The sequence below is a fragment of the Streptomyces racemochromogenes genome (assembly GCF_044129415.1).
Classification (GTDB): domain Bacteria; phylum Actinomycetota; class Actinomycetes; order Streptomycetales; family Streptomycetaceae; genus Streptomyces; species Streptomyces racemochromogenes_A.
The window spans coordinates 1-26,337 of the sequence record NZ_JBBDHD010000075.1; the positions used below are offsets into that span (position 1 = coordinate 1).

Annotated in this window: 27 protein-coding genes and 1 pseudogene; 17 read left to right on the forward strand and 11 right to left on the reverse strand. The window is 73.1% G+C overall.

Features of this window, described 5'->3' with window-relative positions:
• Positions 1-116: 116 nt before the first annotated feature.
• Positions 117-356, forward strand: a pseudogene (locus tag WDV06_RS24490) (8-amino-7-oxononanoate synthase); the annotation flags it as partial.
• Positions 357-360: 4 nt separating this feature from the next.
• Here WDV06_RS24490 and WDV06_RS24495 read toward each other — a convergent pair.
• Together WDV06_RS24495 and WDV06_RS24500 are read right to left on the reverse strand one after the other, a co-directional pair.
• The gene (locus WDV06_RS24495; RefSeq protein WP_395511926.1) at positions 361-582 is read right to left on the reverse strand and encodes a DUF397 domain-containing protein; all 222 of its coding nucleotides are present in this window, start codon (positions 580-582) and stop codon (positions 361-363) included.
• Positions 583-594: 12 nt separating this feature from the next.
• On the reverse strand, positions 595-1,479 hold the full coding sequence (locus WDV06_RS24500; RefSeq protein ID WP_395511927.1) for a helix-turn-helix domain-containing protein: 885 nt from the start codon (positions 1,477-1,479) through the stop codon (positions 595-597).
• Positions 1,480-1,676: 197 nt separating this feature from the next.
• Between WDV06_RS24500 and WDV06_RS24505 the strand changes: the two genes are divergently transcribed.
• From WDV06_RS24505 to WDV06_RS24540, 8 genes are all read left to right on the forward strand, one after another.
• Positions 1,677-2,126, forward strand: coding sequence for an ATP-binding protein (locus WDV06_RS24505; RefSeq protein ID WP_395511928.1), 450 nt, complete (start codon positions 1,677-1,679; stop codon positions 2,124-2,126).
• Positions 2,127-2,430: 304 nt separating this feature from the next.
• Positions 2,431-2,733 carry an urease subunit gamma gene (locus tag WDV06_RS24510; protein ID WP_395511929.1) on the forward strand — a complete coding sequence of 101 codons (303 nt, stop codon included), beginning with the start codon at positions 2,431-2,433 and terminating at the stop codon, positions 2,731-2,733.
• Positions 2,734-2,747: 14 nt separating this feature from the next.
• Entirely contained in the window at positions 2,748-3,059 is a 312-nt protein-coding gene (locus WDV06_RS24515) for an urease subunit beta (protein WP_395511930.1), read from the forward strand.
• On the forward strand, positions 3,052-4,773 hold the full coding sequence (locus WDV06_RS24520; protein WP_395511931.1) for an urease subunit alpha: 1,722 nt from the start codon (positions 3,052-3,054) through the stop codon (positions 4,771-4,773). Before WDV06_RS24515 ends, WDV06_RS24520 begins: the two co-directional genes overlap by 8 nt.
• A gap of 16 nt (positions 4,774-4,789) precedes the next feature.
• Positions 4,790-5,464, forward strand: coding sequence for an urease accessory protein UreF (locus tag WDV06_RS24525; RefSeq protein WP_395511932.1), 675 nt, complete (start codon positions 4,790-4,792; stop codon positions 5,462-5,464).
• Positions 5,465-5,508: 44 nt separating this feature from the next.
• Entirely contained in the window at positions 5,509-6,195 is a 687-nt protein-coding gene (gene ureG / locus WDV06_RS24530; RefSeq protein WP_395511933.1) for an urease accessory protein UreG, read from the forward strand.
• A complete protein-coding gene (locus WDV06_RS24535; RefSeq protein WP_395511934.1) occupies positions 6,192-6,983 on the forward strand; it encodes an urease accessory protein UreD in 792 nt (263 codons plus the stop codon). The genes ureG and WDV06_RS24535 overlap by 4 nt, the downstream gene beginning before the upstream one ends.
• A 194-nt stretch (positions 6,984-7,177) precedes the next feature.
• Positions 7,178-8,839, forward strand: coding sequence for an alpha/beta hydrolase (locus WDV06_RS24540; protein ID WP_395511935.1), 1,662 nt, complete (start codon positions 7,178-7,180; stop codon positions 8,837-8,839).
• A gap of 31 nt (positions 8,840-8,870) precedes the next feature.
• Here WDV06_RS24540 and WDV06_RS24545 read toward each other — a convergent pair whose 3' ends face one another.
• From WDV06_RS24545 to WDV06_RS24570, 6 genes are all read right to left on the reverse strand, one after another.
• On the reverse strand, positions 8,871-9,581 hold the full coding sequence (locus WDV06_RS24545; protein ID WP_395511936.1) for a lysophospholipid acyltransferase family protein: 711 nt from the start codon (positions 9,579-9,581) through the stop codon (positions 8,871-8,873).
• Between the two features lie 88 nt (positions 9,582-9,669).
• Entirely contained in the window at positions 9,670-9,828 is a 159-nt protein-coding gene (locus WDV06_RS24550; protein ID WP_395511937.1) for a hypothetical protein, read from the reverse strand.
• Between the two features lie 32 nt (positions 9,829-9,860).
• Positions 9,861-10,829 carry a cytochrome c oxidase assembly protein gene (locus WDV06_RS24555; protein ID WP_395511938.1) on the reverse strand — a complete coding sequence of 323 codons (969 nt, stop codon included), beginning with the start codon at positions 10,827-10,829 and terminating at the stop codon, positions 9,861-9,863.
• Between the two features lie 98 nt (positions 10,830-10,927).
• The gene (locus WDV06_RS24560) at positions 10,928-11,953 is read right to left on the reverse strand and encodes a 6-phosphofructokinase (RefSeq protein WP_395511939.1); all 1,026 of its coding nucleotides are present in this window, start codon (positions 11,951-11,953) and stop codon (positions 10,928-10,930) included.
• Between the two features lie 196 nt (positions 11,954-12,149).
• Complete coding sequence (locus WDV06_RS24565) at positions 12,150-12,878, reverse strand: type 1 glutamine amidotransferase (RefSeq protein ID WP_079424681.1); 729 nt, start codon at positions 12,876-12,878, stop codon at positions 12,150-12,152.
• 21 nt (positions 12,879-12,899) lie between these two features.
• Positions 12,900-14,138 carry a MurT ligase domain-containing protein gene (locus WDV06_RS24570; protein WP_395511940.1) on the reverse strand — a complete coding sequence of 413 codons (1,239 nt, stop codon included), beginning with the start codon at positions 14,136-14,138 and terminating at the stop codon, positions 12,900-12,902.
• Positions 14,139-14,260: 122 nt separating this feature from the next.
• Here WDV06_RS24570 and def point away from each other — a divergent pair, with 122 nt between their 5' ends.
• Positions 14,261-14,815 (forward strand): peptide deformylase, encoded by a 555-nt coding sequence (gene def, locus WDV06_RS24575; RefSeq protein WP_395511941.1) that lies wholly within the window; start codon positions 14,261-14,263, stop codon positions 14,813-14,815.
• A 28-nt stretch (positions 14,816-14,843) separates the two neighbouring features.
• Here the strand turns inward: def and WDV06_RS24580 are convergent, their stop codons facing one another.
• The gene (locus WDV06_RS24580) at positions 14,844-15,494 is read right to left on the reverse strand and encodes a TetR/AcrR family transcriptional regulator (protein WP_395511942.1); all 651 of its coding nucleotides are present in this window, start codon (positions 15,492-15,494) and stop codon (positions 14,844-14,846) included.
• A gap of 205 nt (positions 15,495-15,699) precedes the next feature.
• On the opposite strand from WDV06_RS24580, the gene WDV06_RS24585 reads away from it, so the two are divergent.
• Positions 15,700-16,929: an acyl-CoA dehydrogenase family protein gene (locus tag WDV06_RS24585; protein WP_395511943.1), complete on the forward strand. Its 1,230-nt coding sequence runs from the start codon at positions 15,700-15,702 to the stop codon at positions 16,927-16,929.
• A 323-nt stretch (positions 16,930-17,252) separates the two neighbouring features.
• Positions 17,253-17,438, forward strand: a complete 186-nt coding sequence (locus WDV06_RS24590; protein ID WP_042809879.1) for a DUF5999 family protein — start codon at positions 17,253-17,255, stop codon at positions 17,436-17,438.
• 143 nt (positions 17,439-17,581) lie between these two features.
• On the opposite strand, the gene WDV06_RS24595 is transcribed toward WDV06_RS24590, so the two are convergent.
• Together WDV06_RS24595 and WDV06_RS24600 are read right to left on the reverse strand one after the other, a co-directional pair.
• Entirely contained in the window at positions 17,582-19,615 is a 2,034-nt protein-coding gene (locus tag WDV06_RS24595; protein WP_395511944.1) for an ATP-binding protein, read from the reverse strand.
• A 152-nt stretch (positions 19,616-19,767) separates the two neighbouring features.
• Positions 19,768-20,745, reverse strand: a complete 978-nt coding sequence (locus tag WDV06_RS24600; protein ID WP_395511945.1) for a fibronectin type III domain-containing protein — start codon at positions 20,743-20,745, stop codon at positions 19,768-19,770.
• A gap of 190 nt (positions 20,746-20,935) precedes the next feature.
• Here WDV06_RS24600 and WDV06_RS24605 point away from each other — a divergent pair, with 190 nt between their 5' ends.
• The 5 genes from WDV06_RS24605 to WDV06_RS24625 all read left to right on the forward strand — a co-directional run bounded on the left by WDV06_RS24605 (position 20,936) and on the right by WDV06_RS24625 (position 26,200).
• Positions 20,936-22,522 carry an ABC transporter substrate-binding protein gene (locus WDV06_RS24605; protein WP_395511946.1) on the forward strand — a complete coding sequence of 529 codons (1,587 nt, stop codon included), beginning with the start codon at positions 20,936-20,938 and terminating at the stop codon, positions 22,520-22,522.
• 29 nt (positions 22,523-22,551) lie between these two features.
• Positions 22,552-23,517 (forward strand): ABC transporter permease, encoded by a 966-nt coding sequence (locus tag WDV06_RS24610; RefSeq protein ID WP_395511947.1) that lies wholly within the window; start codon positions 22,552-22,554, stop codon positions 23,515-23,517.
• Positions 23,510-24,388, forward strand: a complete 879-nt coding sequence (locus WDV06_RS24615; protein ID WP_395511948.1) for an ABC transporter permease — start codon at positions 23,510-23,512, stop codon at positions 24,386-24,388. The genes WDV06_RS24610 and WDV06_RS24615 overlap by 8 nt, the downstream gene beginning before the upstream one ends.
• Before the next feature lie 158 nt (positions 24,389-24,546).
• Positions 24,547-25,527: an ABC transporter ATP-binding protein gene (locus tag WDV06_RS24620; RefSeq protein WP_395511958.1), complete on the forward strand. Its 981-nt coding sequence runs from the start codon at positions 24,547-24,549 to the stop codon at positions 25,525-25,527.
• Positions 25,520-26,200, forward strand: a complete 681-nt coding sequence (locus tag WDV06_RS24625) for an ABC transporter ATP-binding protein (protein WP_395511949.1) — start codon at positions 25,520-25,522, stop codon at positions 26,198-26,200. The genes WDV06_RS24620 and WDV06_RS24625 overlap by 8 nt, the downstream gene beginning before the upstream one ends.
• Positions 26,201-26,337: the final 137 nt, after the last annotated feature.

Sequence of the window (26,337 nt, forward strand, 5' to 3'; positions counted from 1 at the left end):
AAAAAAAAAACAAAAAAAAAAAAAAAAAAAAATAGAAAGGCGCAAAAAAAAAAAAAAAAAACCCCCCCCCCCCCCCGCCCGCCCCCCCCCCCCCCCCCCCCCCCCCCCCCCCCCCCCCCCCCGCGGCCGTGGTGTCGGTGCGGGCCCCGTCGGCCGCGGCGGCACTGCGCTGGGCCGCCGACTGCCGCGAGGAGGGACTGTCCGTGGGGTGCTTCCGTCCGCCGTCGGTGCCGGACGGCATCTCCCGGCTGCGGCTGACCGCCCGGGCCGATCTCACGGGGGACGAGATCGCCCGGGCCGTCGGGACGGTCCTGCGGACCGCACCGCCCGGGGCCACGGAGCCGGTTCAGCGGTAGGACGTCACACGCGCACGTCCGCCCGTACGGAGGCGAGGAAGCCGTCCCAGGCCGGCCCGGTGAAGAGCACGGCCGGCCCGTCCGTCCGCTTGGAGTCGCGGACGGCCAGCAGGCCGCCGGTCAGGGCGGCCGCTTCCACGCAGTTGTTCATGCCGGTGCTGCGGCTGCTCCGCCGCCACCGTGCACTGTTCAGAAGTCCGCCGGGGGATAAGGGGGTTGCGGACACGGGGGTGCCTCCTTACGCGTCGTCAGCGAGTGAGCTGATGAGGTCCGACGAGTCACGGGGCGGGAGGGCGTGCGCCTGGATCGCGCGGAACGCGGCGCTGTACGCCTCAAGGTCTTCCTTCCGCTCCAGATAGAGGCTACTCGTCAAATGGTCGAGTACCACCACATCCAGATCGGCGATGTTCGGAAATGAGAAGATGACGAACGGTCCGGTCAGGCCGAGATGACCCCCCACGGTGAACGGCAGCACCTGGAGGTGTACTTGGGGCAGCCGTGCCACCTCCGCCAGGTGCCGCAGCTGCTCCCGCATCACCCCCGGCCCGCCGATCTGCCGGCGCAGTACCGCCTCGTCCAGTACGGCGCTCAGCTCCAACGGCGGATCGGCCCGCAGCACCGCCTGCCGGGCCAGCCGGACGTCGACCAGCGCGTCCACCTTCGGCTCCGGCAGCCCGCCCAGCGCGGCCCGGGTGACGGCCCGGGCGTAGTCGGCGGTCTGCAACAGGCCCGGCACCACGGAGAGTTCCACCGTCCGCGCCGAGCGCGCCCCGGCCTCCAGGCTGATGAAGTCCCGGTACTCCTGCGGGAGCAGGCCCCGGTAGTCGTGCCACCACTGCCGCCCCCGCGCCTCGTCGCCCCCCGCCGCGGGGCCGGCCGCCGAGGCGCCCAGGGCCTCCAGCAGAGCGCGTTGCTGGGGGCCCACCACGTCGCCGTAGGCGTCCAGCAGCAGCCGGATGTCCTGCGTCTTCACGCCACTGCGGCCGGTCTCGATACGGCTGACCTTCGACTGGTGCCAGCCCACGATCCGGGCCACCTCGCCGCTCGTGAGCCCGGTACGGTCGCGCAGTGCGCGCAGTTCCTCACCGAGCTTGCGCCGGCGCACCGCGGGGCCGTGCTGCATACCCGCTCTCCTTCCACCGGCACAGCTCGCACCAGTCTGCCGTCCAAATACGCTCTTCCGTAGCAGAGTTCACCGCATTGGGCGACAGATATATGCATATCTTGGGGGAACGGCGGAAACGGCGGCACGATGGGTGGCACTCTGGCGCTCAGCGCAGATCCGGGGCGGCTCCGTCCCGGTGGGAAAGGGACGTCGCCATGGCAGATCAGCTGGAAGCATCCGTCACCCTGCCGAGCGACCCGGTCTCGGTCGCCGCCGCCCGCCGCTACGTCGCCCAGGTGCTGGACGAGTGGGGACTGCCCGAGGGTGCCGACACCGCGGACACCGTACGACTGGTCGTCTCGGAGCTCGCGACCAACTCCGTCCAGCACACCTTCGGGCAGTCGCCCACCTTCACCGTCGACCTGCGCCTGGAGCGCGAGGAATGGCTGCGCGTCGGGGTGACCGACAGTCACCCGCGCTGGCCCAGGCGGCTGCCCGCCGCCGTACAGCAGGACAACGGCCGGGGCATGGTCATCATCCGCTGGCTGGCGGCGGAGGCCGGCGGCCGGCTCTCGGTCAGCCCCACCGAGGACGGCGGCAAGACGGTGTGGATCTCGCTGCCCTGGCCGGCCGGAGCGGCCGCGGGCACCGTCGGGGGCCGCTGACGCGGTCCGGAGCCGGTGATCGTATGACGAACCCGCCGACGCACCGCCCGACGGGGTGAACCGGGTGCCTCCCGGAAACGTGGGTTAACCGGGCGGAAAAGTGCCGCCCCTACGGTGTGTTCCGCGGCCGTTCGCCAATGGCCGCCCATGGGCCGGTAAAGCGGCGGTGATCGGGACGGAAAGCCTCGCTCTGCGTTGGGCAAGACATGCTTGGCATGGATATACGCAGGTCAACAAAGTGTTGACGACCGGTACGGTTCGCCACGGCGCGATGAGATCTTGTCCCGGAAGCTTGGTGATACAGGTGCAGTTGACACCCCACGAACAAGAGAGACTGATGATCCACGTCGCCGCCGACGTGGCCGAGAAGCGCAGGGCGCGCGGGGTCCTCCTCAACCACCCCGAGGCCGTCGCCCTGATCACCTCCCACCTCCTCGAAGGGGCCCGCGACGGCCGGACCGTGGCCGAACTCATGGAGTCCGGGCGCAAGGTGCTCACCCGCGACGAGGTCATGGAGGGGATCCCCGAGATGATCCACGACGTCCAGGTCGAGGCGACCTTCCCCGACGGCACCAAGCTCGTCACCGTCCACGACCCGATCGTCTGAAGGGGACAACCTTCATGATCCCCGGCGAAATCGCCTTCGGGGACGGCAGCGTGCGCCTCAACGAAGGCCGCCCCGTCACCCGCCTCACCGTGCTCAACGCAGCCGACCGGCCCGTCCAGGTCGGCTCCCACTACCACTTCTCCGAAGCCAACCCCGGCCTCGACTTCGACCGGCGGGCCGCGCACGGCCTGCGCCTGAACATCGCCGCCGGCACCGCCGTCCGCTTCGAACCGGGCATCCCGGTCGCCGTGGAACTCGTGCCGCTCGGCGGGCTGCGCACCGTGCCCGGACTGCGCGGGGAGACCGGAGGACCCCTCGATGGCTGAGATCTCGCGCCAGGCGTACGCCGACCTCTTCGGCCCCACCAAGGGCGACCGGATCCGGCTCGCCGACACCGACCTCTTCGTCGAGATCGAGGAGGACCTCAGCGGAGGCCCCGGCCGCTCCGGCGACGAGGCCGTCTTCGGCGGCGGCAAGGTCATCCGGGAGTCCATGGGACAGGCCCGCACCACCCGCGCCGAGGGCGCCCCCGACACGGTGATCACCGGCGTGGTCGTCCTGGACCACTGGGGCATCGTCAAGGCCGACGTCGGCATCCGCGACGGCCGCATCTGCGGCATCGGCAAGGCCGGCAACCCCGACACCATGGACGGCGTGGACCCGGCCCTGGTCATCGGACCCGAGACCGAGATCATCGCGGGCAACGGGAAGATCGTCACGGCCGGTGCCATCGACACCCACATCCACTTCATCTCGCCGACCGTCGTCGACGAGGCCCTCGCCTCCGGCATCACCACCCTCGTCGGCGGCGGCACCGGCCCCGCCGAAGGCTCCAAGGCCACCACCGTCACCCCCGGACCCTGGCACCTGGCCCGGATGTTCGCGGCGCTGGAGCACTACCCCGTCAACATCGGCCTGCTGGGCAAGGGCAACACCATGTCCCGCGAGGGCATGTACTCGCAGCTGCGCGGCGGCGCCCTCGGGTTCAAGATCCACGAGGACTGGGGGGCCACCCCCGCCGTCATCGACGCCTGTCTGAGCGTCGCCGACGAGACCGGCACGCAGGTCGCCATCCACACCGACACCCTCAACGAGGCCGGCTTCGTGGGCGACACCCTCGCGGCCATCGCCGGGCGGACCATCCACTCGTACCACACCGAGGGCGCGGGCGGCGGTCACGCCCCCGACATCATCACCGTGGTCTCCGAGCCGAACATCCTGCCCAGCTCCACCAACCCCACCCGGCCCCACACCGTCAACACCGTCGAGGAACACCTCGACATGCTGATGGTCTGCCACCACCTCAACCCGGCCGTCCCCGAGGACCTCGCCTTCGCCGAGTCCCGCATCCGGCCCTCCACCATCGCCGCCGAGGACGTGCTCCACGACCTCGGGGCCATCTCCATCATCTCCTCCGACTCCCAGGCCATGGGCCGGGTCGGTGAGGTCGTGCTGCGCACCTGGCAGACCGCCCACGTGATGAAGAAGCGGCGCGGCCCCCTGCCCGGCGACGGCCCCGCGGACAACCACCGGGCCCGCCGCTACGTCGCCAAGTACACGATCAACCCGGCCGTGGCCCAGGGCCTCGCCAAGGAGATCGGCTCGGTCGAGGTGGGCAAGCTCGCCGACCTGGTGCTGTGGAACCCGGCCTTCTTCGGCGTCAAGCCCGAGGTCGTCGTCAAGGGCGGCCAGATCGCCTACGCGCAGATGGGCGACGCCAACGCCTCCATCCCCACCCCCCAGCCGGTCCTGCCCCGGCCCATGTACGGGGCCATCGGCCGCGCACCCGGCCTGAACTCGATCAACTTCACCTCCCAGGCCGCCCTCGACGACCACCTGCCCGAACGGCTGGGCCTCACCAAGGCGTTCACGGCCATCGAGAGCACCCGCAAGGTCGGCAAGACGGACATGCGCAACAACGATGCCATGCCGAGGGTCGAGGTCGACGCCGACACCTTCACCGTCAGCATCGACGGCGAGGTGGTGGAGCCGGCTCCCGCAGCGGAGCTGCCCATGGCCCAGCGCTACTTCCTCTTCTGATGGAGGACCGCTCCCGATGAGCCTCGCCGCGCTGCTCGTCCTCGCGGACGGCCGTTTCCCCGCCGGAGGACACGCCCACTCCGGAGGGGCGGAAGCCGCCTGCAAGGCGGGCCGGATCCACGACGCCGCCTCCCTGGCCCAGTTCTGCCGGGGCAGGCTGCACACCGCCGGGCTGACCGCCGCCGCCCTCGCAGCGGCCGCCGCCCTCGGCCTCGACCCGGCGGACCTCGACGCCGCCGCCGACGCCCGCACCCCTTCGCCCGCCCTGCGCGCGGCGGCCCGCCGGCTCGGCCGGCAGCTGCTGCGCGCGGCCCGCGCCACCTGGCCCTGCGCCGAACTCGACGCGCTGGCCGCCGCCTTCCCGCGGGGGGCGCACCAGCCGGTGGTGCTCGGCCTCGCCGCGCGGGCCGCCGGGCTCGGCGCCCTGGACGCCGCCCACGTGGCGGCGTACGAGAGCGTCAGCGGTCCGGCCACCGCCACCGTACGGCTGCTGGGCCTCGACCCCTTCGAGGCGAGCGCCGTCCTGGCCGGCCTGGCCCCCGAGCTCGACACGGTGGCCGCCCGGGCCGCCCGGGCCGCGGGGCTCGCGCGCGAGCAGGGCACGGACGCGCTGCCCGCGGCCTCCTCACCGCTGCTGGACATCGCGGCGGAGGTACATGCCGACTGGGCGGTACGCCTCTTCGCCTCCTGAGCGCGGGCACCCCCCACCCCAGACCATCCCCAAGGAGACCAGCCGTGCACCTCGACCACGACGTGACGTACCCCCACCGGCACACGCACAGCGCCGCGCCCCTGCGCGCCGACGGCACCCGCCGCGCCCTGCGCATCGGACTGGGCGGCCCCGTCGGCTCCGGCAAGACCGCAACCGTCGCCGCGCTCTGCCGCGCCCTGCGCGCCGACCTGTCCATGGCCGTCGTCACCAACGACATCTACACCCGGGAGGACGCCGAGTTCCTGCTCCGCGAGGCGGTCCTGCCCCCCGAGCGGATCAGCGCGGTCGAGACCGGCGCCTGCCCGCACACCGCCATCCGCGACGACATCTCCGCCAACCTGGAGGCCGTCGAGGAGCTGGAGGAGGCGGTCGGCCCCCTCGACCTGATCCTCGTCGAGTCCGGCGGCGACAACCTGACCGCCACCTTCTCCCGGGGCCTGGTCGACGCCCAGGTCTTCGTCATCGACGTGGCCGGCGGCGACGACATCCCGCGCAAGGGCGGCCCCGGCGTCACCACCGCCGACCTGCTCGTCGTCAACAAGACCGACCTCGCCCCGTACGTCGGCTCCGACCTGGAGCGGATGGCCCGCGACGCCGCCGAGCAGCGCGGGGACCTGCCCGTCGCCTTCCAGTCCCTGCGCGGAGCCGAAGGCGTGGCCCCGGTGGCCGCCTGGGTGCGCGAGCGCCTCGCCGCCTGGGCCGTACGGTGACCGGAGCACCCCCCGCGGAGGCCCCCCTCGCCCCGGCCGGGCTGCGGGCCACCGCCCGCATCGCCGCCACCGCCGACGGGCGCGGCGGCACCGCCCTGCCCGTGCTGGCCGGGGACGGCCCGCTCGCCCTGCGCCGGGTCCGCAGCGAGGGCCCCGAGGCCGGCGTGATGCTGGTCGGGGCGATGAGCGCCCCCCTGGGCGGCGACCGCCTCGCGGTGGAGGCCGAGGCCGGAGCGGGCGCCCGGCTCGCCCTGCGCTCGGCGGCCGCCACCCTGGCCCTGCCCGGCCGGGGCGGGGAGAGCGCGCGCTACGACGTACGGCTGAGGCTGGCCGAGGAGTCGGCGGTGCGCTGGCTGCCGGAGCCCCTCGTCTCCGTGCGCGGCAGCGACCTGCGGGTCTCCACCCGCGCGGAACTGGCCCCCTCCGCGCGGCTGATGCTGCGCGAGGAGCAGGTGCTGGGACGCACCGGCGAGGCCCCCGGCCTGCTGCGCAGCCGGCTCACGGTCACCCGGGGCGGCCGCCCGCTGCTGGACCAGGAACTGTCCTGCGGACCCGGCGCACCCGGCGGCTGGGACGGCCCGGCCGGACTCGCCGGACACCGGACCCTGGGGCAGCTCCTGGTCGTGGACCCGCGGTTCGAGCAGGACCCCCCGCCGGCCGCGGTGCTGGGGGAGTTCGCGGCGGTCACCCCGCTGGCCGGCCCGGCCGTCCTGGTGACGGCCCTGGCCCCGGACGCGCTGCGGCTGCGCGAGCTGCTGGAGGGGGCGGCCCGGACGTACGGCTGGTGAGGCGCGGGCGTCCGGCGGTCAAGGACGGGCGGTTCAGGGGCGAATGGGACACCGCTCAGCGGTACACCCGTTTCCGGTTATCGGGTTGGCAAAGAACTCGACCTCGCTCTGTTGCCAGGTACCCGTCAGACGAAAGGATCCCCCTGACCCAACCCGGCCGCCTCACGCGGCACATGACCAGGGGGATCGACCACGTGATACGCAACGCGACGCTGGGGAGCGCCGCCACTCTCATCACCGGCGCGCTCGCGGCGGGCCTGCTGCTCGCCCCGTCCGCCTCGGCGGCTCCGGCCCGCAAGGACAACGGGCCCGCGGAGGCCGTCGGCGCCCAGATCGCCGCCGCCCGCGCCGCGCGCGCCGGCATCGACTGGAAGGACTGCCCGGCCGACTGGGGCTTCGAGAAGCCGATCCAGTGCGGCTGGGTGAAGGTGCCGCTCGACTACGCGAAGCCCTTCGGCAAGACCATCGACATCGCGGTCGACCGCGCCGTCAGCACGGGCACCAAGGAAGAGCGCCAGGGCGCCCTCGTCTACAACCCGGGCGGCCCGGGTGGTTCCGGCATGCGCTTCCCGCGCCGGGTCACCACCAAGAGCCCGCTGTGGGTCAACACCTCCAAGGCGTACGACTTCGTGGGCTTCGACCCCCGCGGCGTCGGGCACTCCGCGCCGATCTCCTGCATCGACCCGCAGGAGTTCGTGAAGGCCCCCAAGGCCGACCCGGTCCCGTCCAACGAGGCCGACAAGCTCGCCCAGCGCAAGCTCGCCGCCGAGTACGCGGACGGCTGCAAGGAGCGCAGCGGCGAGATGCTGCCGCACATGACCACCACCAACACCGCGCGCGACCTGGACGTCATCCGGGCCGCCCTCGGCGAGAAGAAGCTGAACTACCTCGGCGTCTCCTACGGCACCTACCTGGGCGGGGTCTACGCGACCCTGTTCCCGGGCCACGTGCGCCGCATGATCGTCGACTCGGTGGTCAACCCCGACACCGACAACATCTGGTACCAGGCCAACCTGGAGCAGGACGTCGCCTTCCAGACCCGCTGGAACGACTGGCAGGACTGGGTCGCCAAGTACGACTCCACCTTCCACCTCGGCGACACCCGCGCCAAGGTCGAGGCCAAGTACCAGCAGCTGCGCGCCCAGGCCAAGGCCAACCCGCTCGGCGGGGTCGTCGGTCCGGCCGAGCTCATCGGCTTCTTCCAGGGCGCCCCGTACTACGACTCCTCGTGGGTCCCGGTCGCGCAGGCCTTCAGCGCCTGGGCCGCCGGTGACGAGAAGCCGCTGATCGACGCCATCGCCCCGGACATGTCCGACACCAAGGGCAACGCCGCCTCCGAGAACAGCAACGCCGTCTACACCGCGGTGGAGTGCGCCGACGCCAAGTGGCCGACCAGCTGGGCCAAGTGGGACCGGGACAACACCGCGCTGCACCAGAAGTACCCGTTCCTGACCTGGTCGAACGCCTGGATGAACCTGCCCTGCGCCACCTGGAAGTCCAAGCAGAGCACCCCGATCGAGGTCGGCGCGAAGAACATCGCCCCGGTCCTGATCGTCCAGTCCGAGCGTGACGCCGCCACCCCGTACCAGGGCGGCGTCGAGCTGCACCGCCGCCTCGCGGGCTCGCGCCTGATCACCGAGCAGAACGCCGGCTCGCACGGCGTCACCAGTCTGGTGAACCCCTGCATCAACACGCGGGTCGAGTCCTACCTGCTGACCGGCAAGGTCGACGCCGCGGACGTGAAGTGCGGCCCGCACGCCACTCCGGTGCCGCCGGCCCCGGCCGCCGCGAAGTCGCTCGCCCAGGCCCCGGCCTCGGAGCTGGCGAAGCGCGAGGAGCTCCCGGCCGTCCGCTAGGACCCCGGGAGACCCCTGAGCGGGAGGAGGCTCAGCGCTTCGTGCGCCGGGCCTTCTTCCGCTCCTCCTCTTCCGCGGCCTTGACCTCGGCCGCGTACCGGTCGACGTACTCCTGGCCGGAGAGGTTCAGGATCGCGTACATGATCTCGTCGGTCACGGCGCGCAGCACCGCCCGTTCGTTCTCCATCCCCGCGTACCGGGAGAACTCCAGCGGGGCGCCGAAGCGGATCGTGACCCGCCGGATCTTCGGGAGGGTCTGGCCGGGCGGCTGGATCTCGAAGGTCCCGAGCATCGCGCACGGGACGACGGGCACCCCGGCCTGCAGGGCCATCGCCGCCACGCCGACCTTGCCCTTGTACAGCCGCCCGTCGTGCGAGCGCGTGCCCTCCGGGTAGATGCCGAGCAGCTCGCCCTTCGCCAGCACCGCGAGCCCCTCGCGCAGCGCCGCCTGCCCGGCGTCCTTGCCGGAGCGGTCCACCGGGATCTGCCCCGCGCTGCGGAAGAAGGCGGCCGTCAGCCGGCCCTTGAGCCCGGGCCCGGTGAAGTACTCGGCCTTCGCCAGGAAGGTGATGCGGCGCCGCAGGATCGCGGGCATCAGGAAGTGGTCGGAGAAGGACAGGTGGTTGCCCGCGATGATCGCGGCCCCCTCCTCGGGGATGTTCTCCAGCCCCTCGATCCTCGGCCGGAACAGCAACCGCAGCAGCGGACCGAGCAGGACGTGCTTGAGCAGCTGGTAGAACACCCGGCGCTTCCCTTCACCCGACGGTCGGACCACGGACGGATCAGCCATGCGGTGGCGAGGAACGGGGCCGCGCGGGCCCCCGCCGGTCTCAGGAGCCGCCCGCGGCGGCCATGCCGAGGGTCACCAGCCCCAGCACCACCCAGCCGAACCACAGCCAGCCGTTGCTGCCGAGGGCCACGGAGTACGTGGAGACGGCCACCAGGGCGGCGAGGGTCGTGACGGCCATCGCCTTAACGGATCCGGTCATGCCCCATGGTGGCGCGCGGAGCGGCTCCTGCGCTACTGGCCGCGCCCTTGCAGCGAGGCCAGATAGGCGTTGTACGCCTCCAGCTCCTTGTCGCCGTCCCGGTCCGCGGCCCGGTCCGAGCGCTTCGCCGCCCGCTGCTCCGAGTGGTACCACTGGTAGACCAGGGCGATCAGTACCAGCACCGAGGGGATCTCGCTGAAGGCCCAGGCGATGCCGCCGCCCCAGTGCTGGTCGTCGAGCGGGTCGATGCCCAGGGAGGCCGCCGGGTTCGCGTACGTCTTGATCATCGGCTCGCTCGCCATCATGAGGGCGATGCCGAAGAAGGCGTGGAAGGGCATGCCAGCGAAGAGCTCCAGCATCCGCATCACATAGCCGGGGCGGTGCGGGCCCGGGTCCACGCCCATGATCGGCCAGAAGAAGATCAGGCCGACGGCGAGGAAGTGGACCATCATGCCGATGTGCCCGGCCCTGCTCTGCATCAGGAAGTCGAAGAGCGGGGTGAAGTACAGGGCGTAGAGGCTGGCGATGAACATCGGGATGGTGAACGCCGGGTGCGTGATGATCCGCATGTACCGGCTGTGCAGCAGCATCAGGAGCAGCTCGCGCGGCCCCTTGCTGCCCCGGGCGGCGGGCGGCAGCGCGCGCAGGGCGAGCGTCACCGGCGCGCCGAGCAGCACCAGGATCGGGGTGACCATGCTGATCACCATGTGCTGGACCATGTGCACGCTGAACATGACCATGCCGTAGTCGTTCAGCTTGGTGCACATCACCAGCATGACCGTCAGCACGCCGGTCACGAAGGCGACCGTCCGGCCCACCGGCCACTCGTCCCCGCGCCGCCGCAGCCGCAGCACGCCCCAGCCGTACAGGGCCAGCGCCAGCAGGGAGCCGAAGAGGAAGAACGCGTCGAAGGAGAACTCCAGACCGCGTCCGAGGGTGAACGGCGGCAGGTCCATGTTCATGTCCATGTTCATGTCCATGCCGTGACCGCTGTGGTCCATCTGTTCACTCCCTTGACTGTGGCGCCCCACCACAGTAGTGCCGCCCCCGGACGCGATCGCGTCCGGGGGCGGCCGAAGGGGTCAGAACGGGTGGAACATCACAGAACCGTCTGGGCCTCGTCGTAGCGGGCGTCCGGGACCGTCTTGAGGGTCGAGGTGGCCTCCGCGAGGGGGACCATCACGATGTCCGTGCCGCGCAGGGCCGTCAGCATGCCGAACTCGCCCCGGTGGGCCGCCTCCACCGCGTGCCAGCCGAAGCGGGTGGCCAGGACCCGGTCGTAGGCGGTCGGCGTGCCGCCGCGCTGGACGTGGCCCAGGATGACCGGACGGGCCTCCTTGCCCAGGCGCCGCTCCAGCTCCACGGCGAGGATGTTGCCGATGCCGGCGAAGCGCTCGTGCCCGTACTGGTCGGTGCCGCCCTGCTCGTAGTCCATCGAACCCGGGCGCGGCTTGGCGCCCTCGGCCACCACGACGATCGCGAAGCGCTTGCCGGCCGAGAAGCGCTCGCCGACGATGGCCGTCAGCTCCGCGATGTCGAACGGGCGCTCCGGCACCACGATGGCGTGCGCGCCGGCCGCCATGCCCGAGTGCAGGGCGATCCAGCCGGTGTGGCGGCCCATGACCTCGACGACCATCACGCGCTGGTGCGACTCGGCGGTGGTCTTCAGGCGGTCCAGGGCGTCCGTGGCCACGCCGACGGCGGTGTCGAAGCCGAAGGTCACGTCGGTGGAGGAGATGTCGTTGTCGATGGTCTTCGGCACGCCGACGATGGGCAGGCCGCCCTGCGCGAGCAGGTTGGCGGCCTTCAGGGTGCCCTCGCCGCCGATCGGGATGATCGCGTCCAGGCCGAGGTCCGCCACGTGGCCCTTGGCCCGCTCCACGCCGTCGCGCAGGTGCGCGGGCTGGACGCGGGAGGAGCCGAGTATCGTGCCGCCGCGGGCCAGGATGCCGGCCACGGAGTCCAGGTCGAGCTTGCGGTAGTCGCACTCCAGCAGGCCGCGCCAGCCGTCGTGGAAGCCGATGACCTCGTCTCCGTGGTCGACGACGGCGCGGTGCACGACGGAGCGGATGACGGCGTTGAGGCCGGGGCAGTCGCCACCGGAAGTGAGCACACCAATGCGCATGGCAGAAAGACCTTTGCAACGTGGGCCGACGACCGGACCACGTCGTCCGGTTGGAACTGACCGCCAGCCTACAAGCGGATTCCCGCCGGACTGAACCATCGTCCACAGGAAGGACCTCCCAAGCGGAAGATCGTACGAAAGCACGTCGGCCCGGACCCCCCGAGGGGGAGTCCGGGCCGGACGGGTGCGGAAGGCGCTACGCGGGCTGCGTGGCCGCCGCGATGCGCTCCGCGCGCAGCGCCTCGTACCAGCGGTCGTCTATGGCCGGCAGCGCGTTCACGTCGAGGGCCAGCTTCAGCAGCAGGTCCGCGATCAGCGGGTTGCGGGCCATCACGGGTCCGTGCATGTACGTACCGAAGACGGTGTCGTTGTACGCGCCCTCGGTGCCGTCACCGGTGCCGTTGCCCCGGCCCAGGCGGGTCCGGGCGAAGGGCTTGGCCGTCGGGCCCAGGTGCGTGACGCCCTGGTGGTTCTCGAAGCCCGTCAGCGGGGGCAGGTTCAGCCGCGGGTCGATGTCGGCGAGCACGTCGCCGACGCACCGCTCGCCCTCGCCGCGCACCGTCACGACGTCCAGCAGGCCCAGCCCCTCCTGGCGCTGGCCCATGTCGTTGACGAACTCCTTGCCGAGGATCTGGTACCCGGCGCAGACGGAGAAGACGATCGCCCCGTTCGAGACGGCGCGCTCCAGGCCGCCGTCGCGCAGCAGGCGCTCGGCGGCCAGCCGCTGCGGCCGGTCCTCACCGCCGCCGATCAGGTAGATGTCGCCCGAGGTGGGGATGGGCTGGTCGCTGCGCACGTCCACGCGCTGCACGTCCAGGCCGCGCTGGCGCGCCCGGCGCTCCACCACGAGGGCGTTGCCCTGGTCTCCGTACGTGCTGAGCAGGTCGGGGTAGACCCACACCAGACGCAGGCTGTTGTCGCTCATGCTCTTGTCCTCTATGGGTGGCTAGTTGCCGACGCGGCGGCGCACGTCCTGGAAGGCGGTGTAGTTGGCGATCAGCTCGATCTGCCCGGGGGGTGCGAGCTGGACGGCCTCGTCGAGGGTCTCGCAGACCCGGAAGTCCAGGCCGGCGACCTCCAGGCGGACGGCCAGGTCCAGCTTGCGGTCGCCGATCACGAAGATCGGGTGGCCGGCGAGCCGCGGGTAGTCCACGTCCCACAGCCAGGAGGTGTCGGTGCCGTCCGCGCCGCGGGCGTTCACCGAGAGGATCACCGGCGCCGGGGGCCCGTCGATCAGCGAAAACGTTTCGAGCCAGCCGGCCGGGTTCTTCGCGAGCAGCAGGCGCAGCTCACGGCCCTGGAAGGAGACCACGTCGTAGCGGCCGGCGACGGCCTGGACCTGGTACATGCGCTCCAGCGCGACCTGCGGGGGCACGCCGAACACGGCCGCCACGGCGGCCGAGGTGGCGGCGTTCGCCTTGTTGGCGCGGCCCGGCAGCTGGAGGTGGATCGGCCAGGCCGAGCCGTGCGGGTCCAGCACGTGGTCGCCGGAGAGCACCCAGGTCGGGGTCGGGCGGCGGAAGCCGCACTCGCCGCAGAACCAGTCGTCGCCCGGGCGCTGCATGACACCGCCGCAGGAGGGGCACGACCAGGCGTCGTCCTTCCACTCCTGGCCGGCCGCGACCCACACCACGCTCTGGGAGGAGGAGGCCGACCACACGATCAGGGGGTCGTCGCAGTTCGCCACGATGACCGCCTTGGAGCCCTGGAGCCCCTCGCGCCACTTCTCGGCGAGCATGCGGGTCTCGGCCGCGCGGTCCAGCTGGTCGCGGGAGAGGTTCAGCAGGGCGATCACCTTGGGCGTGACGTCCCGGGCCACCCCGGCCAGGTACTTCTCGTCGACCTCGATGACGCCGTACTTGGCGTCCGAGCCGCCGGCCAGGGCGGAGGTGATGCCCGCCGGCATGTTCGCGCCGAGCGCGTTCGAGACGACCGGGCCGCTGGCCCGCAGGGCCTCGGCGATCAGCCGGGTCGTCGTGGTCTTGCCGTTCGTCGCGGAGACGAGGACGACATCGAGATGCTGAGCCAGCGCGCCGAGGAGATCGGGGTCCAGCCTGAGTGCGACCTTGCCACCGATCACCGATCCGCTTCCGCGTCCCGCGGCCCGCGACACCGCCGCCGCGGCCTTGCCCGCCGTCACGGCCAGCTTGGCCCGCGGCGAAAGCGGCTCCGTGTTGCCTGCCATCGTCCTTTGTCCTCCTAGCGTCGGTCGCCCCAGCCTATCCAGTACCGGCCGGAGCCTTGACCGCGGCGCCCCCGGTCCGCCGCGGATCTCCTCATATATTCGCCCGTCGTACCCTTACCGCCATGCGACAGCGCCCCATCCCCGGTACCACCGGACTCGTCCGCACCATGAGCCTGCTGGGTGATCCGGTGCTCCATTCCGCCTGCGCCGAGGTCACCGACTTCGGCCCCGAACTCGACCGGCTCATCGAGGACATGTTCGCCACGATGTACGCCGCCCAGGGCGTCGGCCTCGCCGCGAACCAGGTCGGGGTCGGCCGGCGGGTGTTCGTCTACGACTGCCCCGACGACGATGACGTCCGCCACGTGGGACACGTCGTCAACCCGCGTCTGGTCGAGGCCGACGGGGACGAGTTCCTCGGCCCCGAGGGCTGTCTGTCGCTGCCCGGCCTGGAGGCGGGCACCGCCCGCTTCGACCGCGCGGTCGTCGAGGGCGTCACCTCCGACGGGGCCCCGGTGCGGATCGAGGGCACCGGGTTCTTCGCCCGCTGCCTCCAGCACGAGTGCGACCACCTCGACGGCACCGTCTACGCGGACCGGGTGACCGGTCTGCGCGCCCGGTTGCTGCGCCGGGCGATCCGCAAGACCGCCTGGGGCAGGGCGGCCGGGCAGCGGTAGCCCGTCCCGCTCGCCGCGCCCGGGCGGCTCAGAAGCCCGGGCCGTCCTCGCGGTTGCCGGCGGTGGCCAGGCGGCCCCAGAGCAGGTCGGTGAGGCCGGCCACCAGGTCGGCCCGGGCGCACGGGCGTTCGCCGAGCCACCAGTCCCCGGCGGCGTGCATCATGCCGACGATGCCGTGTCCCCAGATCCGGGCGAGCTGTTCGCCGCCCGGGCCGAGATCGACGCGCTCGCCGACCACTTCCGCCAGCTCCTCGCCCAGCCGGCGCAGCAGCGGGGCGGAGTGCAGGCCGACATCGAAGCCCCGCTCGGTGCTCTGCGAGTCCTCGGCGGGGTGCATCAGGAACCGGTACACCTGGGGGCGGGCCTCGATGGCGGCCAGGTAGGTGTCGAGGGTGGACTCCACCCGGCTGCGGCGTTCCGCGGGGGCGTCGAGCGCGGCCCGCAGCGAGTCGAGCAGGGCGTCAGTGTGCCGGACGGCCAGCGCCTGGTAGAGCCCTGCCTTGTCGCCGAAGTGCCGGTAGAGGATGGGCTTGGTGATGCCCGCCTCCGCCGCGATGGCGTTCATCGAGGCCTTGGGGCCGTCCCTGAGGACGACGCGGTCGGCCGCCTCCAGCAGCTCGCGACGGCGGCGGTCGCCCGCTCCCGGCTCCGAGGCCCCGGCCTCCTGGGTGGTCTGCATGACGTGTTTCTCTCCCCGCCCTTGCGATGTGCGTGACGCCCACGCAACGTAACACCCCGCACACCGTGCCGAACGAACCGGCGGCGCTTGACAGTGCTTACCGGCCGGTAACAGACTGTGGACCTCGATGATGTTACCGGCAGTAACCCGCGGTGCGGGCCTACCGGGCGGGGCCGTACGGCCGTGTGGATCAGCTGGAGGGGACATGGCGGAGTTCACCATGGAGCTCAACGACGACCAGAAGCAGGTCCGCGACTGGATCCACGGCTTCGCAGCCGACGTGATCCGGCCCGCAGCCGCGGAGTGGGACGAGCGCGAGGAGACCCCCTGGCCGGTCATCCAGGAGGCCGCCAAAGTCGGCATCTACTCGCTGGACTTCTACGCCCAGCAGTTCTTCGACCCGACCGGCCTGGGCATACCGATGGCGATGGAGGAGCTCTTCTGGGGCGACGCCGGCATCGCCCTGTCGATCGTCGGCACCGGCCTCGCGGCCATCGGCGTCCTCGCCAACGGCACCGAGGAGCAGATCGGGACCTGGATCCCGCAGATGTACGGCACCCCCGACGACGTGAAGGTCGCCGCCTTCTGCTCCTCCGAGCCGGACGCCGGCTCCGACGTCGGCGCGATGCGCACCCGGGCCGTCTACGACCAGGCCGCGGACGAGTGGGTGCTGAACGGCACCAAGACCTGGGCCACCAACGGCGGCATCGCCAACGTCCACATCGTCGTCGCCGTCGTCGACCCGGGGCTCGGCACCAGGGGGCACGCCTCGTTCATCGTCCCGCCGGGCACCGCAGGCCTCTCGCAGGGCCAGAAGTTCAAGAAGCACGGCATCCGCGCCTCGCACACCGCGGAGGTGGTCCTGGAGGACGTGCGGATCCCCGGCTCCTGCCTGCTCGGCGGCAAGGAGAAGCTCGACGAGCGGCTCGCGCGGGCCCGCGAGAAGGCGAAGGCGGGCGGCGGTGAAAGGGTGAAGAACGCGGCCATGGCCACCTTCGAGGCCTCCCGGCCGGCCGTCGGCGCGATGGCGGTCGGCACCGCCCGGGCCGCCTACGAGGTGGCCCTCGACTACGCGAGGACCCGTACCCAGTTCGGCCGCCCGATCATCGACAACCAGGGCGTGGCCTTCCAGCTCGCGGACATGCGCACGCAGATCGACGCGGCCCGGCTGCTGGTGTGGCGCGCCTCCTGGATGGCGGTCGCCGGCAAGCCGTTCACCTCGGCGGAGGGCTCCATGTCGAAGCTCTACGCGAGCGAGGTGGCCAAGAAGGTCACCGCGCAGGCCGTCCAGATCCTCGGCGGCAACGGCTTCACCCGGGAGTACCCGGTGGAGCGGATGCACCGGGATGCGGCGATCTACACGATCTTCGAAGGCACGAGCGAGATCCAGCGCCTGGTGATCGCCCGGACCCTCTCCGGCATGCCCATCCGCTAGCCGCGGTTCCACGGGGCCGGGGGTGGCGGGGGTGTGTGATCCCTGCCACTCGGGGGAGCGGTGGGGGTGGTTGGGTTGGGGTGATCGTCCGGGTTTGAGGGGGCGTTCGGCCCGGGATTGCGGGGCAGCGGGGTCCACCGCTGCGGAGAAGATCCGGAAACCGGGCATGAGCGCATGGTGAGCGGGCATACACACCCTGAACTCGACCTCGAATACGGGTTCCGTCCGGGTGCGGCGATCGGTAATACTCGCCGCCACCGTGGATCGCGGAATCGACCGGGTGACCACCGGCCCTCCCGCCCCACACTGCGAGGAGGTGCGCCATGTGCTCCCACCAGCCCCCCTGCCCGCCCGCCGACAGCGCCGACCGTGACGCTGCCCGCACCGTGGCCTTCCATCCCGAACAGGGATGGAGCCTGCTCTGCAACGGCGTGGTGGTCTTCGACGACACCGGGGAACTGCTCCCCGAAGGCCGGACGGTGGAACCCCGTCGCCCGGCCCTGGTCTGAGCGAGGAGGCAGCATGCGCCAGCAGCTGATCCGCAAGCCCGTCCCCAAGCCCGCCCCCCGAGACCTGGATCTGCGCACACCGTCGGGCAGACCCCTCCCGTACTGACGGGAGCCCTCGCCTTACGGCGTCCGCCGGCTGCGCGTCAGCCGGTGGACGCCGCCGCACCGCCCTGGAACGCGGTCTCGTACGCCGCGTCGCCGATCGCCGCCCTGGCCTGCCGCTCGCCCTGGTCCCGCAGGGCAGTCAGCGAGGGGGAGCCCATCTGCGGCCGGCCCACCGTGCGCCACCACGCGTGCCCGGTACCCAGCAGCCGCGCCGCGAGTTCCCCGTCGCCCAGGGCCGCCACCGCCGCCGCGAGCATGTCCAGGCCGATGGCGATGCCGAAGCGGTCGTTCAGCAGCCGCTTGCCCGAGAGCATCGCCCGTACGTGCCGCGCGGCCTCCCCGTGCCGGCCGAGCCCCAGCGCGGCGAACGCGAGGACGTAGTCCGCGTACGCCCGCAGCCAGCGCTCGCCCAGCTCCACGCAGGCCTCGCGCAGCCCCCACGCCTCCTCGGCGGCCTCCTCGAAGCGCCCGAGGTCGCACAGGGCGTACGCGCTCACCAGCTGGCACAGCAGCCGTCCCGCACCGTTTCCCGGGCCGCCGTGGCCCACCCGCGCCCGGGGCCCCGCCAGCGCGAGCGCCCGCACCGGGTCGCCCGGCATCAGGAGCGAGACCGACCGCAGGTAGGCGGCGCGCAGCCGCCCCTCCGGGTCGCCGATCGCCTCCGCGGCCCGTACGCAGGCGGTGCCCGCCAGCCCGGCCGCGCCCATGTCGCCCTGGAGCAGCATCGTCAGCCCGAGCGCCCACAGCGCCTGGGCGTGTGCCGCTCCCGTCGGCCGGACCTGGGCCAGGGCCCGCTCCAGGAAGCCGCGGCCCTCCTGGAGGTGGCCGCAGGAGAACCAGAAGAACCACAGGTCCCCGGCCATCTCCAGGGCCGCGCCGGGGTCCGTTCCGAGCAGGTGCTCCAGGGCCGTGCGCAGCTGTGCGTGCTCGGTGCTCATCCTGCGGTACCAGTCCACCTGGCCCGGCCCCATCCAGCCCTCCTCGGCGGCGCGGGCGAGGGCGGCGTACCAGTGGGCGTGGCGGTCGGCGACCGCCCGTACCTCGCCCAGCTCGGCCAGCCAGTCGTGGCCGAACTCGCGGATGGTGTCCAGCATCCGGTAGCGGGCCCCGGCCCCCCGCTCCCGGGACCGGCGTACGACGGACTTCGCGACCAGCCCCTCCAGCAGCCGCTCCACCCGCGCGGCGGGCAGCGGTCCGCCGGCGCACACCGTCCGGGCGGCGGCCACGTCGAAGTCGCCGGCGAACACCGACAGCCGTGCCCACAGCAGCCGCTCCAGCGGTTCGCACAGCTCGTGGCTCCAGCCGATCGCGGTCCGCAGGGTCCGGTGCCGGGCGGGCGCCGTGGTACGGGTGGTGTCGGAGAGCACCTCGAAGCGCGCCCCCAGCATCTGGGCCATCCGCTCCAGCGTCCACAGCCGCAGCCGGGCCCCGGCCAGCTCCAGCGCGAGCGGGATCCCGTCCAGGCGCCGGCAGACCTCGGCCGCGAGGGCGGCCCGGACGGGGTCGGTGAGGGCGGCGGTCTGCGGGGCGGCGGCCAGGGCGCGGGACCGGAAGAGGGCGAGGGCATCGCTGTCGGGGCCGTCGCAGGGCAGCGGGCGGACCTCCACGACGGTCTCGCCGGGGGAGCCCAGCCGCTCGCGGGAGGTGACCAGCACCGTCAGGCCGGGTGCGGACTGCAGGAGTTCGCCGACCAGGTGCCGGACCGGGGTGACCAGGTGCTCGCAGGTGTCGAGGACGATGAGCAGGGTCTTGTCGGCCATCCACGCGCACAGTTCCTCGTCCAGCGTCTGCCCCGCGTGGGGGGCGCCGGCGATGCTCAGGCCGAGGGTGTGGGCGAGGGTGGTGGTCAGGAGGCCGGGGTCGCGCAGCGGGGAGAGCTCGACCCACCAGACCCCGTCGGGCCGGGCCCGGCCGGGGCGTGCGGCGGCCCGCAGCGCGAGTCGGGACTTGCCGACCCCGCCCACCCCGGTCAGGGTGATCAGTCTTCGTTGGTCCAGCAGGCCGTCGAGACGGTCGAGTTCGGCCTCGCGGCCGACGAAGCTCGCCGTCTCCGGCGGAAGGTTTCCCGGCACGGCGCCAGATTCTGACGCATGGTCGCCGTCGGCGGCACCTGCCTGACCGTGGTTGACCGAGTACTCACCGAACACAGTCGTATTGTGCGCGATCTTCTTGTGTGGCCGTGCCGTTCGGTCCGGATCGGTGGCGCGTGAGCGGGCCTGAGGTGTCAGCCGGGGAGGGTGATCCGCTGTTCCCGGGAGAAGGCGCCCCAGTTGCCGTCGGGCAGGCGGGCGCGCAGTTTCAGCGCCCAGACGGTACCGGCGGGCTCGGCGGTGGTGAGCCGGTAGGAGGCCCGTCCCTTCGGCACGGCTCCGGCGCCGAACTGGATGACGGTCACCGGCCGGTCGTTGACGTAGAGCTGGTACTCGCCGGTCTCGTGTCCGGTGTCCGGGGCGGTCCAGCCCAGGTCGACCGTGCCGGGGGAGGCGGCGGCCGTGAACGCGCCGGGCGCGGTGTCCGGTCCCCGGGCCGGGTCGTCGGGGGTGGTCACGGCCACCGCCGGCCCGTCGGGGGAGCTGTTGTCGGAGCCGTCGCGGGCGCGGACGGTGAAGGAGTAGGCGGTCCCGGGCTGGAGTCCGGTCAGGGTGGCGGCGCTCTCGGTGGCGCCGGCGGTGTGGATCCGGACGCCGCCCTGATAGACGTCGTAGGCCGTCACCCCCGTGTCGTCGGTCGCCCGGGTCCAGTCCAGGCGGACCGTCCGGGGGCCCTCGGCCCGGCCGCTCGTGGCGGGCGGGGCGGTGGGAGGCAGGCGGTCCTCGGGTCCGGCGGCGGGGGTGGTGGCCCGCACCGGGGCGCTCGGCGCGGAGCGGTTCCCGGCCGCGTCCCGGGCGCGGACGGTGAAGGCGTAGGAGGTCAGCGGAGCGAGGCCGGTGACGTCCACCATGGTCTTCTCCGCGGGGAGTTCCCGGACCAGCCGGTCTCCCTCGAAGACCTGGTACCCGGCGACCCCGTCGGCGGGGGAGGCCGCCTCCCACATCACGTGGACCGAAGTGGCGCTGCCCGCCTGGGCGGTGAGACCGGCGGGGGAGTGCGGGGGCGCGGTGTCGCCGTCGGCGCCGCAGGCGGTCAGCGCGGGGGCGGCCAGGCAGAGGGCGAGGGCCGCGAGGACCGCCCCGGCGCGGTGCGGGGCCGTGATGGGTCGCACGGGGTGCCTTCCTCCAACGTGCTCTCGTAAAGGTCTGGACCATATATGGCACGGCGAGGTGCGGCCGGACAAGACCCGGGTGGCCGGGAATCGGCGTCCGTATGGACGGGTTCGTCTTCCTCTGATCACATCTGGCATTATTGCGATCTCTTTGCAATAACAGATGATCTTAAACAGGGATGTGCACAGCATGACGGCCCGGAACGTACGGGGAGCCGCGGCAGCGGCGCTCGCCACCGCACTCATCACGGGCGCCACGGCCTGCTCCAACCCCTCGGCCGCCACCACCGCCGACACCGCCGTCGTCGGCATCGCCACCGAACCCGAGACCCTCAGCCCGCTGCTCGGCTACGGCAAGGACGGCAACTCCAAGATCTTCGACGGGCTCCTCACCCACGACGCGGACATGAAGCTGGCGCCCGCCCTCGCCGAGGCCCTGCCCGAGGTCTCCGCCGACGGCCGCACCTACACCTACCGGCTGCGCCACGGCGTGGAGTTCAGCGACGGGCAGCCCTTCTCCGCCAAGGACGTCGAGTTCACCTACCGCACCATCCTCGACCCCAAGACCAACAACGCCTCCCGGTCCGAGCTCGACGCGATCGAGAGCGTCACCGCCCACGGCGCCGACCGGGTCGTCTTCACCCTCAAGTACCCCTACGCGCCCTTCGCCGAGCGCACCGTGCTGCCCATCGCCCCCGAACACATCGCGGGCCGGCAGGACGTCAACAGCGGCGAGTTCACCACCAGGCCCGTGGGCACCGGACCCTACGTGCTCACCGGCTGGTCCAAGGGCGAGAAGCTCAACTTCAAGGCCAACCCCGGCTACTGGGGCGGCGAGCCCGCCGTGAAGAAGCTCACCATGGCCGTCGTCAAGGACGACGACGTCCGCGCCACCCGGCTGCGCTCCGGCGAGCTCGACGCCGCGATCCTGCCCCCCGACCTGGCCCGCGGCTTCGAGAAGGACGCCACCAGGAAGACCTACGCGGCCAGGACCTTCGACTACCGCACCGTCACCCTCCCCACCCACCACCCGGTCACCGCAGACGTGGCGGTCCGCCGCGCGCTCGACCTCGCCGTCGACCGCAAGGCCATGGTCGACACCCTCCTGGACGGCGCGGGCAAGGCCGCCTACGGCCCGGTCCCCACCGACAGCCCCTGGTTCACCCCCGGCACCGAGCGCCCGTACGACCTCGACCGCGCCCGGCGGATCCTCGACGAGGCCGGCTGGACCACCGGCGCCGACGGCATCCGCGCCAAGGACGGGGTCCGCGCCGCCTTCCCGCTCTGGTACACCTCCGGCGACAAGATCCGCCAGGACCACGCCCTGGCCTTCGCCTCCGACGCCAAGAAGGCGGGCATCGAGGTCAGGACCGAGGCCGGGACCTGGGAGGTCATCGAACCCCGGATGAAGACCGACGCGGTCCTCGCCGGCGGCGGCTCCCCGGCCGACCCCGACTTCGACCAGTACCAGCTGCTGACCTCCACCCTCGCGGGCGACGGCTTCAACAACATGGCCCGGTACGACAACCCCGCCGTCGACCGCGCCGTCGCCGAGGGCCGCACCAACGGCGACCCGGCAGCCCGCAAGGCCGCCTACGACACCGTGCAGCGCGAGCTCGTCCGGAACCCCGGCTACGTCTTCCTCACCCACATCGACCACCTCTACGTCGTCGGCGACAAGTGGGACGGCCCCTCCACCCAGGTCGAACCGCACGACCACGGCCTCGGCTCCGGCCCCTGGTGGAACGTGGAGACCTGGAAGCCGAAGCACCCGTGACCGCCGCCGCGCGCCTCCCCTGGGGGCCCATGACCCGCATGACCGGACGGCGGCTCCTGTCCGCGGTCCCCGTCCTGCTCGCCGTCACCCTCGGCGTCTTCACCGTCGCCGAACTCTCCCCCTTCGACCCCGTCAAGGCCTACGCCGGCACCGCCGGACTCACCGCCCCCGCGGCCGAACTCGAACGGCTGCGCGCCAACCTCGGCGCCGACCGGCCGCTCCTCGACCGCTGGTGGGGCTGGCTCACCTCCGCCCTCACCGGCGACCTCGGCACCTCCACGTCCCTGCGCCGGCCCGTCGCCGACGCCATCGCCGAACGCCTCGGCTGGTCCGCGCTGCTCACCGGCTGCGCCTTCGCGGTCGCGGTCCTCCTCGGCACCGGACTCGGCGTGCTCGCCGCCCGCCGCCGGGGCGGGCCGCTCGACCGGACGGCCGGCGCCCTCGCCTACACCCTGGAGGCGGCCCCCGCCTACTGGCTCGGGCTGCTGGCCGTCTGGACCTTCTCCGTGCGGCTGGGCGTCCTGCCCTCCGGCGGGCTCACCGACGCGGCCGCCGACACCGTCACCCCCGGCCAGGTCGCCACCCATCTGGTGCTGCCCGTGCTGGTGCTCGGCGTCTCCCAGTCCCCCTGGTTCTTCCTCTACGTACGCCAGGGCGTCACCGACGCCCTCGACGAGGACCCCGTACGCGGGGCCCGCGCCCGCGGCCTGTCGCAGCGGCGGGTCCTGCTGGGGCACGCCCTGCGCTCCGGGATGCTCCCCGTCCTCACGCTCATCGGCTCCCGGGTGCCCGAGCTGATCACCGGCGCCCTGCTCGTCGAGACCGTCTTCAGCTGGCCCGGCATTGCCGCCGCCACCGTCCAGGCCGCCACCTCGGTGGACTTCCCGCTGCTGGCCGCGCTCACCGTGCTGGCCACGGCCGCGGTCCTGGCCGGCAACCTGCTGTCCGACCTGCTGTACGGGCTCGCCGATCCGAGGGTGGGCTTCGATGGCTGACTCCGCCGAACCGGCGGCCTGGCGCCGCCGCGGCCCGGACCGCCGCTCCACCCGCACCGTGCGGGTGCGCGCCTCGGCCGCCGTGGCCGCCGCCCTGGCCCTGGCCGTGCTCGTGGTGCCCCCGCTGGTCCAGCTCGACCAGCAGGCCGTCGACCTCTCCGCGAAACTGCTGCCGCCGTCCTGGGCACACCCCTTCGGTACCGACGACCTCGGCCGGGACCTGCTGCTGCGCTGCGTCTACGGACTGCGGGTGTCGCTGTTCGTCGGCCTCGTCGCGGCGCTCGTCGCCACCGTCGTCGGCACGGCCGTCGGCGCGGCCGCCGGGGCGCTGGGAGGGTGGACCGACCGGCTGCTCATGCGGGCCGTCGACACGCTGTCCTCCGTTCCGCACCTGTTGCTGGGGGTCTTCGTCGTCGCCCTCTTCCGGCCGGGGATCTGGCCCGTGGTGGCCTCCGTGGCGGTGACCCACTGGCTGTCCACGGCCCGCATCGTGCGCGCCGAGGTGCTCTCGCTGCGCGGCCGCCCGTACGTGGACGCTGCCGTCTCCGGCGGCGCGTCACGGTGGCGGGTCACCGTCCGCCATCTGCTACCCGGGGTGCTGCCGCAGGCCGGGCTGGCGGCGGTGCTGATGGTCCCGCACGCCATGTGGCACGAGTCCGCCCTGTCCTTCCTCGGCCTCGGACTGCCCGCCCACCAGGCCAGCCTCGGCACCCTCGTGCAGGGCGGCCGCGGCTCACTGCTCGCCGGCGACTGGTGGCCCACGCTCTTCCCCGGCCTGCTGCTGGTCCTCCCCACCCTGGCCCTCGCCGGCCTCGCCGGCGCCTGGCGCGACCGCCTGGGCCCCCGTCGACGCCCGGAGCCCCACCTGTGACCCGCCCCGATTTCACCACCCAGGGGCCGGCCCCGGCCACGGGCCGCCCCGAGAACGCGGATTCCGCGGAGGGTCCCGCCCCGGTACGGGCTCCCGGCGGGGCGGCGCCCGGCACCGGGCCCGGGCCGGAGGGCGCGCGTCCCACCGGCCCGGGGGCCATGGCGCCGGACACGGCCCGGACGGCTCCCGCGTCCGGCGAAGCACTGCCTGACGCCCCCGTGCTACGCGTGCGGGGGCTCTCCGTGCGCTTCCGGACGGGCCGCGGCCGTTACGTCGAGGCCGTCTCCGAGGCGGGGTTCCGGCTCGCGGCCGGGGAGTGCCTGGTGCTCGTCGGGGAGAGCGGCTGCGGCAAGTCCGTCCTGGCCTCCGCCCTGCTCGGGCTGCTCCCCGGCAACGCCGAGACCGCCGGGTCCGCCCTGCTCGCCGACGGCCTCGACCTGCTCGCCGCCGACGAGGACACCCTGGCCCGCACCGTACGGGGACGCCGCGTCGGACTGGTCCCGCAGAGCCCCGCCGCCCACCTCACCCCCGTCCGCACCATCCGCTCCCACCTGGAGGAGACCGTCCGGGAACTCACCGGATCCCGCGCCCCCCGCGCGGCCGCAGAGGCCGCCGCCGCCCGCGCCGCCTTCCCCGCGAGCCACCTCGACCACCACCCCCACCAGCTCTCCGGCGGCCTCGCACAGCGCGCCGCCACCGCCCTCGCGCTCATCGGGGACGCCCCCCTGCTGCTCGCCGACGAGCCGACCACCGGCCTCGACCGGGACCTCGTCGAGCGCACCGCCGACGAACTGCGCGCCCACACCCGGGACGCCGGCCGCGCCCTACTGATGATCACCCACGACCTCGCCGCCGCCCAGCGCATCGCCGACACCGTCGCCGTCATGTACGCGGGCCGCATCGTGGAACTCGCCCCCGCCGACGCCTTCTTCGGCACACCCGGACCGCGCCACCCCTACGCCCGGGGCCTGCTCGACGCCCTCCCCGAACGGGCCTTCACCCCGATCCCGGGCGCCCCGCCCGAACTCGGCGACCTCCCGCCCGGCTGCGCCTTCGCCGCCCGCTGCGCCCTCGCCGACGCCGTCTGCCGGACCGTCCGGCCGCCGCTCACCGAAGGGGTGGCCTGCCACCGTGCTTGAGCTCCAGGGCATCACCGCCGGCTACGACCGCCGCCACCCCGTCGTCCGCGACGCCCACCTCGCCCTGCGCCCCGGCGAGGCCCTCGGCCTGCTCGGGCCCAGTGGCTGCGGCAAGTCCACCCTCGCCCGGGTCGCCGCCCTGCTGCACCGGCCCGACCGGGGGACGGTGGCCTTCGACGGCCGCGCCGTGACCGGCTTCCGGCACCGGGCCCCGCGCTCCCTGCGCACCGGCGTGGGCGTGGTCTTCCAGCAGCCCCGGCTCTCGGCGGACCCCCGCCTCCGGCTGCGCGACCTCGTCGCGGAACCACTCCGAGCCACGGGCCGTCGTAAGGAGGCGGACGCGGCCGTCGACGCCCTCGCCGACCGGGTCGGTCTCGGGGCGGACCTCCTCGCCCGGCGGCCCCACGAGGTCAGCGACGGCCAGCTGCAACGCGCCTGCCTGGCCCGGGCCCTGGTACTGCGGCCGCGCTGGCTGGTCTGCGACGAGATGACGGCCATGCTCGACGCCTCCACCACGGCCGCCCTCGTCGGCGTGGTCGAGGAATACCGCGGGGAGACCGGCGCGGGGCTGCTGGCCGTCGGACACGATCCGGTGCTGCTCGGCCGCTGGTGCGACCGCACGGTGCAGTGGAGCGACATCGCGCGCGGTCGGCCGGCCATTGCGCGGGCGTGAATCGGCGCCGATCACCCTCGGCCCCGACGGGACGCCCCGACGGGACGGCGTACGTCGGCGTGTTCAACGGGATCGTCGCGGTCCGCGACGCCGGCTGACCCGGCGGCCGCACGGGACCCCGTCCGGTGGCCGGGCGG